Origin of the sequence: Micromonospora sp. NPDC052213 (assembly GCF_040679695.1) — a bacterium.
In the GTDB taxonomy this organism is placed as follows: Bacteria; Actinomycetota; Actinomycetes; order Mycobacteriales; family Micromonosporaceae; genus Micromonospora.
Window position 1 is genome coordinate 1 of sequence record NZ_JBFAVI010000213.1, and the last position, 10,461, is coordinate 10,461.

6 protein-coding genes are annotated in these 10,461 nt (G+C 72.8%); 4 read left to right on the forward strand and 2 right to left on the reverse strand.

All coding sequences use genetic code 11. The annotated features are described in order from the left end of the window. Nucleotides 1-26: 26 nt before the first annotated feature. The 4 genes from AB0L34_RS30580 (at nucleotide 27) to AB0L34_RS30595 (ending at nucleotide 7,776) form a co-directional block, all read left to right on the forward strand. The gene (locus AB0L34_RS30580; RefSeq protein WP_363708768.1) at nucleotides 27-1,094 is read left to right on the forward strand and encodes a polyprenyl synthetase family protein; all 1,068 of its coding nucleotides are present in this window, start codon (nucleotides 27-29) and stop codon (nucleotides 1,092-1,094) included. Nucleotides 1,095-1,403: 309 nt separating this feature from the next. Next, nucleotides 1,404-4,268: an RICIN domain-containing protein gene (locus tag AB0L34_RS30585; RefSeq protein WP_363708760.1), complete on the forward strand. Its 2,865-nt coding sequence runs from the start codon at nucleotides 1,404-1,406 to the stop codon at nucleotides 4,266-4,268. Nucleotides 4,269-4,342: 74 nt separating this feature from the next. Further along, the gene (locus tag AB0L34_RS30590; protein WP_363708762.1) at nucleotides 4,343-6,451 is read left to right on the forward strand and encodes a ThuA domain-containing protein; all 2,109 of its coding nucleotides are present in this window, start codon (nucleotides 4,343-4,345) and stop codon (nucleotides 6,449-6,451) included. A 317-nt stretch (nucleotides 6,452-6,768) separates the two neighbouring features. After that, entirely contained in the window at nucleotides 6,769-7,776 is a 1,008-nt protein-coding gene (locus tag AB0L34_RS30595; protein WP_357450766.1) for a sugar phosphate isomerase/epimerase family protein, read from the forward strand. A 228-nt stretch (nucleotides 7,777-8,004) separates the two neighbouring features. Here AB0L34_RS30595 and AB0L34_RS30600 read toward each other — a convergent pair whose 3' ends face one another. Then, on the reverse strand, nucleotides 8,005-9,189 hold the full coding sequence (locus tag AB0L34_RS30600; protein ID WP_363708764.1) for an ROK family transcriptional regulator: 1,185 nt from the start codon (nucleotides 9,187-9,189) through the stop codon (nucleotides 8,005-8,007). Nucleotides 9,190-9,298: 109 nt separating this feature from the next. Then, on the reverse strand, nucleotides 9,299-10,372 hold the full coding sequence (locus AB0L34_RS30605; RefSeq protein WP_363708766.1) for a sugar phosphate isomerase/epimerase family protein: 1,074 nt from the start codon (nucleotides 10,370-10,372) through the stop codon (nucleotides 9,299-9,301). Nucleotides 10,373-10,461 lie beyond the last annotated feature (89 nt).

The window sequence follows — 10,461 nt, forward strand, 5'->3', positions numbered from 1 at the left end:
GCGGCCGGACGACCGGGGGAGGCGTCGTGACCGTCACCGTCGCGCCCCCCGACACCGGCGAACTGCGGGCCCGTGTCGACGCCGAGCTGGCCGCGTTCCTCGACCGGCAGGGCCGGGACTGGCCGGACGGCGCGCCCCGGGGCGTCTTCACCGCGCTGCACCGGTTCGTGCTGGCCGGCGGGAAGCGGCTTCGCCCGCTCTTCTGCTACTGGGGCTGGCGGGGCGCCGGCGCCCCCGACGGTGCCCCGATCGTGGTGGCCGCCGCCGCGCTGGAGCTGTTCCACGCGTTCGCGCTGATCCACGACGACATCCTCGACGGCAGCGACCGCCGCCGGGGCGAGCCGTCGGTGCACCGGCTCTTCGCCGACCTGCACGCCCGCTCGTCCTGGCGGGGCGACCCCGAGGCGTACGGGCGCAACACGGCCCTGCTCTGCGGCGACCTGTGCGCCGCCTGGTCCGACCAGATGTTCCACGAGTGCGGGCTGGACGCCGCGCGGGTGCACCGGGGATGCGCGGTATTCGCGCTGATGCGCACCGAGGTGATCGCGGGCGAGTACCTGGACCTGGTCTCCGGGGTGGGCGACGGCTCGGTGGCCAGCGCGCTGACCGTGATCCGGATGAAGGCTGCCCGCTACACGGTCACCCGGCCGCTGCAGATCGGGGCGACGCTGGCCGGGGCGGGCCCGGGGCCGGTCGCCGAGCTGGCCGCGTTCGGCGACCCGCTGGGCGACGCGTTCCAGCTGCGCGACGACGTGCTGGGGGTCTTCGGCGATCCGGCCGTCACGGGCAAGTCGGTCCTGGACGACCTGCGGGAGGGCAAGCCGACGGTGATGATGGCGCTGGCCCGTGGCGCCGCCGACCGGGCGCAGGCCGCCAGGCTGCGGGAGCTGTTCGGCAACCCGGCGCTGGACGCCGACGGGGCCGCCGAGCTGCGGGACATCATCGAGCGTACCGGCGCGCGCGAGCGGATCGAGCGGATGATCCGGGTGCGTGCCGATGCCGCCCTGGCGGCCCTGGCGGAGGCCCCCGTGACCCCCGAGGCCCGTGCCGCCCTCGCCGCCCTCGCCGCCCAGGCCGTCGACCGTACGCTCTGATCGGCCGCCGCCGGCCGCCGCCGGGACTTTTCGCGGGATCGACGAAAGTTCGCGCCGATCGGTCGGAACATGTGGACACATAGACGTGTGTCGTTTAGTGTCGGGCCATCGCGAAGATGTTTCGTCGAGGTGAACCGGCGGCGCGGGAACCCATCGACTGGTGACCTCCGAGCGGTGGCACACCCCACCCCTCGCAGGCCACGGCCGGCCGGGACAGCACCCGGCGGCCGACCCATCCCCGCTACGGCATCCGGCGCGACGGCGCGCGCCCGCCCTGGCAGTCACTGGTCAGGAAGGGACGGCACATCCATGTCCACGAAGGACGCTTCCACCCACGGGACCGGTCGACGGTCCGCCGCCGCCGGCGCGGCGCTGCTGCTGGCCGCCACCGCCACGGTCGCCCTCGGCGCCGGCCCCGCCGCGCTGGGCGGCCCCACTCCGGCCCAGGCCCACCCCATCGTCGGCACCGACTTCCAGCAGGTCACCCTCGCCAAGGGCGTCGCCGAGGTCGGCGAGCCCATGACGATCGCGGTGCTGCCGGACCGGTCGGTCCTGCACACCGCCCGCAACGGCACCGTCCGGCGTACGGACTCCGCCGGCACCACCTCGGTGATCGGCACGCTGCCGGTCTACACCCACGACGAGGAGGGGTTGCAGGGCATCGGGGCCGACCCGAACTTCGCCAGCAACCGGCACATCTACCTCTACTACGCCCCGCCGCTGTCCACCCCCGCCGGCGACGCGCCGGCGACCGGCACCGACTTCTCCGCCTGGCAGGGCGTCAACCGGCTCTCCCGGTTCACCCTCAACGCCGACTTCACCATCAACACCGGCAGCAAGGTCGACATCCTCGACGTGCCCGCCGACCGGGGCATGTGCTGCCACGTCGGCGGCGACATCGACTTCGACGCCGCCGGCAACCTCTACCTCTCCACCGGCGACGACACCAACCCGTTCGACTCGGCCGGGTACGCGCCGATCGACGAGCGCACCAACCGCAATCCCGCGTACGACGCGCAGCGCAGCGCGGCCAACACCAACGACCTGCGCGGCAAGATCCTGCGGATCAGGGTGAACGCCGACGGCACGTACGCGATCCCGGCCGGGAACATGTTCGTCGACTCGGACCCGAGGACGCGCCCCGAGATCTACGCGATGGGCTTCCGCAACCCGTTCCGGATGAGCGTCGACCGGGCCACCGGCATCGTCCACGTCGGCGACTACGGGCCGGACGCCGGCACCACCAGCGCCCGGGGCCCCAGCGGACAGGTCGAGTTCGACCGGGTCACCGGCCCCGGCAACTACGGCTGGCCGTACTGCACCGGCACCAACACCGCCGCCGAGACGTACGCCGAGTGGGACTTCGCCACCGGGACCGCCGGAGCCAAGTACGACTGCGCCGGCGGGCCGACCAACAACTCCTTCCGCAACACCGGCCTGCCCACCCTGCCCGGGGCGAAGCCCGCCTGGATCCGGTACGCCGGCGACGCCGGCAGTCCGCCGGAGTTCGGCGGCGGCTCCGAGTCGCCGATGGCCGGCCCGGTCTACCGGTACGACGCCGCGCTGAACTCCACCACCAAGTTCCCGCAGTCCTTCGACGGGCAGTTCTTCGCCGGGGAACTCGGCCGGGGCTGGGTCAAGCCGATCCACCTCGACGCCGGCGGCGCGCCGGGCACCATCGACACGTTCCCGTGGAACGGCAAGCAGGTCATGGACATGGCGTTCGGGCCGGAGGGGGCGCTCTACGTGCTGGACTACGGCACCGGCTACTTCAACGGCGACGCCAACTCGGCGCTGTACCGCTACGACCACATCGCCGGCGGCAACCGCGCGCCGACCGCGGTCGCCTCGGCCGACAGGACCTCCGGCACGGCGCCGTTGACCGTGAACTTCTCCTCGGCCGGGTCGTCGGACCCGGAGGGCGGCGCGCTGACGTACTCCTGGAACTTCGGCGACGGCACCACGTCGACGACGGCCAACCCCAGCAAGACCTACACCGCCAACGGCACCTACCAGGTCACGCTGACCGTCCGCGACCCGCAGGACGCCACCGGCACGGCGAACGTGCAGATCGGGGTCGGCAACACCGCGCCCACGGTCACCATCAACAGCCCGGCCAACGGCCAACTGTTCAGCTACGGCGACACCGTGCCGTTCAGCATCACCGTGACCGACCCGGAGGACGGCGCGATCGACTGCACCAGGGTCAGGATGACCTACGTGCTCGGCCACGACAGCCACGGCCACCAGATCACCTCCAGGACGGGCTGCTCGGGCTCGATCACCATCCCCGTCGACGGCGAGCACGACGACGCGGCGAACATCTTCGCCATCTTCGACGCGGAGTACACCGACGCGGGCGGGCTGACCACGCACAAGCAGCACACCCTCCAGCCCCGCAAGCGCCAGGCGGAGCACTTCAGGACCTCCGCCGGCGTCAACACCTTCGACAAGGCCACGGCCGAGGGCGGCAGGACCGTCGGCGACATCCACAACGGCGACTGGATCGCGTTCGAGCCGTACAAGCTCGACGACGCGACCTCGTTCAGCGCCCGGGTCTCCTCGGCCGGCTCCGGCGGCACCCTCCAGGTGCGGGCCGGCTCGGCCACCGGCACCGTGCTCGGCTCCGCGACGGTCCCCGTCACCGGCGCCTGGGACACGTTCACCACGGTCAGCGGCAGCCTGTCGGGGGCGCCGGCCGGCACCACCACGCTCTACCTGACCTTCGCCGGCGCGGGCACCGGCGCGCTCTACGACGTCGACTCGTTCACCTTCACCACCGGCGCGACGGTCCGCACCGGCCCGGTCGTCGGGCTCGGCGGCAAGTGCCTGGACGTGCGCAACGCCGCCACGGCCGACGGCACCCAGATCCAGATCTACGGCTGCAACGGCACGGCGGCGCAGACGTGGGCGGTGACGCCGAACTCGACGGTGCGGGCGTTGGGCAAGTGTCTGGACGTCTCGGGTGGCGGTTCGGCGGACGGCACGAAGATCCAGCTCTGGACGTGCAACGGCACGGGGGCGCAGAACTGGTCGGCGCAGCCGGACGGGACGCTGCGTAACCCGCAGTCCGGCAAGTGTCTGGACGTCTCGGGCAACAATCCCGCCGACGGCACGGCGGTGCACCTGTGGACCTGCCACACCGGCGCCAACCAGAAGTGGACCCTGCCCTGACCCGAAGGGAACGGCTCCTGCCAACGCCTGGTGCAGAGGCAGGGGCCCTTCCTCCCGTCTGTTGGGAGAGCGACATGCGCAAACTCCTGCGAACCGTCCTCGGCGCGGCCACCGCCGTCCTCGCCGTCCTCGCCTGCACCACCCCGGCCGCCCCGGCCAGCGCCGCCGACGCCCCGTACGACGTGCTGGTCTTCTCGAAGACCGCCGGCTTCCGGCACAACTCCATCGCGGTCGGCACCCAGGCCATCCGCGACCTCGGCGCGGCCAACAACTTCACCATCACCGCCACCGAGGACGCCGCCCAGTTCACCACCGCCAACCTGGCCCGATACGAGGCGGTCGTCTTCCTCAACACCACCGGCGACGTGCTCGACGCCGCCCAGCAGGGCGCCTTCGAGGCGTACATCGGCTCCGGCGGCGGCTTCGTCGGCGTGCACGCCGCCGCCGACACCGAGTACGGCTGGTCGTTCTACGGCAACCTGGTCGGCGCGTACTTCGCCTCGCACCCGCACATCCAGCAGGCGAACGTGAAGGCGGAGAACCGGGCGCACGCGGCCACCGCGCACCTGCCGCAGACGTGGACCCGCACCGACGAGTGGTACAACTACCAGACCAACGCCCGCTCCACGGCCCGCGTGCTGGCCACCCTCGACGAGTCGTCCTACTCGGGCGGCTCGATGGGCGCCGACCACCCGCACTCCTGGTGCAAGACCCACAGCGGCGGCCGAGCCTTCTACACCGGTGGCGGGCACACCCAGGCGTCGTACGCCGAGCCGGCCTTCCGGGCCCACCTGCTCGGCGGCATCCGGTACGCGGCCGGCCGCACCAGGGCCGACTGCCGCCCCGAGACCGGCTACACCACGCTCTACGACGGCTCGACCACCGGCTGGTCCCAGGCCGGGCCGGGCGGCTTCGACAACGCCGACGCCACCCTCACCTCGGTCGGTGGGATGGGGCTCTACTGGTACAGCGCGAAGCAGTTCACCAACTACTCGCTCAAGCTGGACTGGCGGCTCGCCGGCGACGACAACTCCGGCGTCTTCATCGGCTTCCCGCCGTCGAGCGATCCCTGGTCGGCGGTGAACAACGGCTACGAGGTGCAGATCGACGCCACGGACGCGGCCGACCGCACCACCGGCGCGGTCTACACCTTCAAGTCCGCCGACCTCGCCGCCCGGGACGCGGCGCTCAACCCGCCGGGGGAGTGGAACACGTACGAGCTGCTCGTCGAGGGCGAGCGCCTCCAGGTCCTCCTCAACGGCGTGAAGATCAACGACTTCACCAACACCGACCCCGCCCGGTCGCTCGCCGGTCACATCGGGCTCCAGAACCACGGCACCGGCGACGACGCCTCGTTCCGCAACATCCGGATCAGGGAGTTGGGCACCAACCCGCCGACCGGCGACACCACCATCCAGGCGGAGGCGTTCAGCTCGGCCGGCGGCGTCACCCCGTTCACCAAGGCCGGGGCGAACGGTGGTCAGACGCTCGGTCACATCGACCCGGGCGACTGGGCCGCGTACGACGGGGTGGACCTGACCGGCGTCACGTCGTTCCGGGCGCGGGTCGTCTCGGGCGGGCCCGGCGGCACCCTCCAGGTGCGTACCGGATCCACGACCGGCACCGTGCTCGGCGCGGTCGCGGTGCCGAACACCGGAAGCTGGACCACCTTCGCCGACGTCACCACCACCCTCGGCGGGGTCCCGTCCGGCACCCGCAACCTCTACCTGACCTTCACCGGGTCGGGCTCGGGGCTTTTCGACGTGGACGACTTCACCCTGGTCAGGCCCGGCGGCAGCGGCGGCGTGGGCCCGATCCGGGGCCTGGCCGGCAAGTGCCTGGACGTGCGCAACGCCGCCACGGCCGACGGCACCCAGATCCAGATCTGGACCTGCAACGGCAGCGCCGCGCAGACCTGGACGGTGACGCCGAACTCGACGGTGCGGGCGTTGGGCAAGTGTCTGGACGTCTCGGGTGGCGGTTCGGCGGACGGCACGAAGATCCAGCTCTGGACGTGTAACGGCACGGGTGCGCAGAACTGGTCGGCGCAGCCGGACGGGACGCTGCGTAACCCGCAGTCCGGCAAGTGCCTGGACGTCTCGGGCAACAATCCCGCCGACGGCACGGCGGTGCACCTGTGGACCTGCCACACCGGCGCCAACCAGAAGTGGACCCTGCCCTGACCCGGGTCCCCGCGATCTTGCAGTTGGTGCCCGGCGTCTCCGGCGGACGCCGCGGAACACGGGCCGGGACTGCACGATCGCGGGGCGGGAGGGCGGGCAGGCCGCGGGGGGTTTCCTCGGGCCGCCGGGGTGCCTAGAGTGGGGGCGGCGACCGTTCTGGTGGCCGGTGACCCGGCGGGAGGCGCAACCCGGCGGGCTCCGGTGCGTTTCGCACCCACCGGCACACCCCGCGGCCCCGCCGTTCACCGGTACCGGCCGGTCACCCTCGCCCCGGCCCGCCCGTACGGAATCCCCCATCACGACAGGGGAGAAGGACAATGGCGCGACCCATCACGCTCTTCACCGGCCAGTGGGCCGACCTTCCGTTCGACGAGGTCTGCCGGCTCGCCTCCGAGTGGGGCTACGACGGGCTGGAGATCGCCTGCTGGGGCGACCACTTCGAGGTCGACAAGGCCCTCGCCGACGACTCGTACGTCGACCGGAAGCGGGAGACCCTCGCGAAGCACAACCTGAAGGTGTACGCGATCTCCAACCACCTGGTCGGTCAGGCCGTCTGCGACCACCCCATCGACGAGCGGCACCAGGGCATCCTGCCGGCCCGGATCTGGGGCGACGGCGAACCCGAGGGCGTACGCCGACGGGCCGCCGAGGAGATCAAGGACACCGCCCGGGCGGCGGCGAGGCTCGGCGTGGACACCGTCGTGGGCTTCACCGGGTCGTCGATCTGGCACACCCTGGCGATGTTCCCGCCGGTGCCGCCGGAGATGATCGAGCGGGGCTACCAGGACTTCGCCGACCGCTGGAACCCGATCCTCGACGTCTTCGACTCCGTCGGGGTCCGCTTCGCCCACGAGGTGCACCCGAGCGAGATCGCGTACGACTACTGGACGACGAAGCGGGCGCTGGAGGCCGTCGGGCACCGGCCCGCGTTCGGGCTGAACTGGGACCCGTCGCACTTCGTCTGGCAGGAGCTGGACCCGGTCAACTTCATCTTCGACTTCGCCGACCGGATCTACCACGTCGACTGCAAGGACGCGAAGGTGCGTACGGGGGACGGGCGGCGGGGCCGGCTCGCCTCGCACCTGCCGTGGGCGGACATGCGGCGCGGCTGGGACTTCGTCTCGACCGGTCACGGCGACGTGCCCTGGGAGGACTGCTTCCGGGCGCTGAACGCGATCGGCTACGCCGGCCCGATCTCGATCGAGTGGGAGGACGCCGGCATGGACCGCCTCGTCGGCGCTCCCGAAGCCCTGCAGTTCGTCCGGCGGCTCGCCTTCGACGCCCCGGCCGCGGCCTTCGACGCCGCGTTCAGCAGCAAGGACTGAGCACCCGTCTGCGGCAAGGACTGAGCACCCGTCCGCTGCGAGGGCTGAGCACCCGTCGGCAGCGAGGACGGAGCACCCGTCAGTGGCACGGGCCGGGTCCCCCCGGCTGCCGGTCGACGCCGCGTTCGGCGGCACGGACCGAGGGCCCGTCAGCGGTCACGGCCGCGTGCGGCAGCGGGGACTCGGCCCGCAGCGGGGACTCGGCCCGCAGCGGGGACTCGGCCCCCGTCAGCCTGCCGAGAAGAGGTGGTCGCTGACCAGCCGCGCCGCGCCCACCGCACCGGCGCGGTCGTCGAGGTCGGAGAGCACGATCGGCATCGTGCCGGTGGCCAGCGGCGCGGACCGGCGGTAGACCACCCCACGGATCTCGGCCAGCAGCGTGTGGCCCAGCCCGGCCGGCGCGCCCCCGATGATGACGATGCCCGGGTTGAAGAAGCTCACGAGACCGACCAGCACCTGACCCAGGCGGCGGGCCGCGTCCCGGGCCAGGGCCTGCACGGCCGCGTCGCCCGCGCCCGCCGCCGCGACGACGTCGGCCACGGAGAGGGTGCCCGCCTCGGCCAGCCGGGCCGCCAGCGCCGTGGACCGGCCCGCGCGGGCCGCGGCGAGCGCCGCCTCGACCAGCCCGCGGTCGCCGCAGTACGCCTCCAGGCAGCCGGTCTCGCCGCAGGCGCAGCTCGGTCCGTCCTCGGTGAGCGGCAGGTGGGCGATGTCCCCGGCGCTGCTCGTCGCGCCCCGGTAGGGCGTGCCGCCGAGCACCAGCCCGCAGCCGATCGCGGTGCCGAGCTTGACGTAGAGGAAGTCGTCGAAGGTGCGCCCGACCCCGGCGTGCTTCTCGCCGAGCGCCATCACGTTCGCGTCGTTGTCGACCAGGGCCGGGCAGCCCAGCTCGGCGGCGAGCGCCTCGCGCACCGGGAACCGGTGCCAGCCCGGCATGGCCGCCGGGGAGGCCGGCGTGCCCTCGGGGAAGCCGACCGGCCCCGGCAGGCCGACGCCGACCCCGGTGAGCTGGGCCAGACCCAGCTCGGCCCGCAGCTTTCCGACCAGTTCGACGGCCCGGCCGAGCACCGGCTCCGGCCCCACCCGGACGTCGATCGGCTCGGCGACCCCGGCGAGCACGGCCAACTCGCCGTCGGTCACCGTGACGCTGATCCGGTCCGCGCCGACGACGACGCCGGCGAAGCGCACGCCGCCGGCGACACGCAGCATCGAGGACCGGCGACCGCCGCGCGACGCCGCCGGCCCCGCGGTCTCGACCAGGCCCCGCTCGACCAGCCGGTCCACCTCCGCGGCCAGCTTGGACCGGGACAGGCCCACCGCGTCGCCGAGTTCCACCCGCGAGCGGGGACCGTCGTCGCGCAGCAGCCGGACCAGCCGTGCCTGGTACGCGTTCTCAGGCCGGACGAGGACCATCGCCATCACCTCCCGGCCTGAAGTCTTCCACGGCGCTGTTACCGGCGTGTGGCGCGCGGGGCCGCGCCCGGTCGTCCCGGACGCGGCCCCTAGGTGCGTGTCGGGTCCGTCAGCCCCGCAGACTCGACATGTGCTGGAAACTGAGCTCCGCGTAGCGCAGCGACCGGCCCGGGTCGGTGGCGCCGCCCGGTGCGTTGTCCTGCTCCCACATCGGGTTGTGGTAGCCCTTGGCGCCCATGTTGGCGAAGAACCCGCCGTAGTCGATGTCGCCCTGGCCGAGCGGCACCATGTCGTACCCCGCGCTGCTGGCGGGGTTGAACGCGCCGTCCTTGGCGTGGAACAGCGGGAACCGGATGGGCTGGGCGGCGACCACGGCCAGCGGGTCGAAGATGCTGGTCTGCACCACCCCGTCCGGGTCGGTGTAGCTGCGGAACCGGTGCTGGGCCACGTGCGCCCAGTAGATGTCCATCTCGAACCAGACCCACTCCGGGTTGGTGTGCGCGATGAAGTACTCCAGCTTCCGCACGCCGGAGGACCGGGTCGGCCGGCCCAGGGTGTCCAGCGGGCCGCTGTCGAGCAGGAAGTTGTACGCCGCGTCGTGGTTGTGCGTGTACAGCTTCAGCCCGCGGGCGGCGGCCATCTCGCCGAAGGTGTTCCACCGGTCGACGGCGGCGTCCCAGTCGGCCTTGTAGTTGCTGCCGGTCGGGTCGCTGCCGGTGCCGATGTGGGTCATGCCGAGGATCTCGGCGGTGTCCAGCGTCCGCTCGAACGCGGCGATGGTGTCCGGGGTGACCGTGCCGGGGATCGAGGCGTGCGAGCCGTTGGCCCGCAGCCCGTTGTCGTCGAGGATCTTGCGGATCTCCGCGGCGGTGATCTGCCGGCCGAGGATGGAGGTGTGCTGGTTGTAGCCGGCGAACTCCACCTCCTGGTAGCCGATCTCGGCGAGCCGCCCGAGCACCCGCTCGAAGCCGTACGGCACTCCGCTGGTGTCCGGGGCGGCGCCGATGCGGTCCCGGACGCTGTAGAGGATGATGCCCCGCTTGCCGGGCGGGACGAGGACGCCGTTGCCGTTGGCGCCGGCGGCGGAGGCGAGTCCGGTCGCGCCGACGGCCGCCGCGCCGGCGACGCCGGCGAGGGCGCCGAGCATGCGGCGACGGCTCATCCCGTGCTGACTGTCGTTCATGTGCTGCTGCCTTTCTCGGTACCGGGAGGGTGGATCCGGGCCGGGGCCACCGGCGGTGACCCGGGCACGTCGGTGGTCGCCGTGGCCGG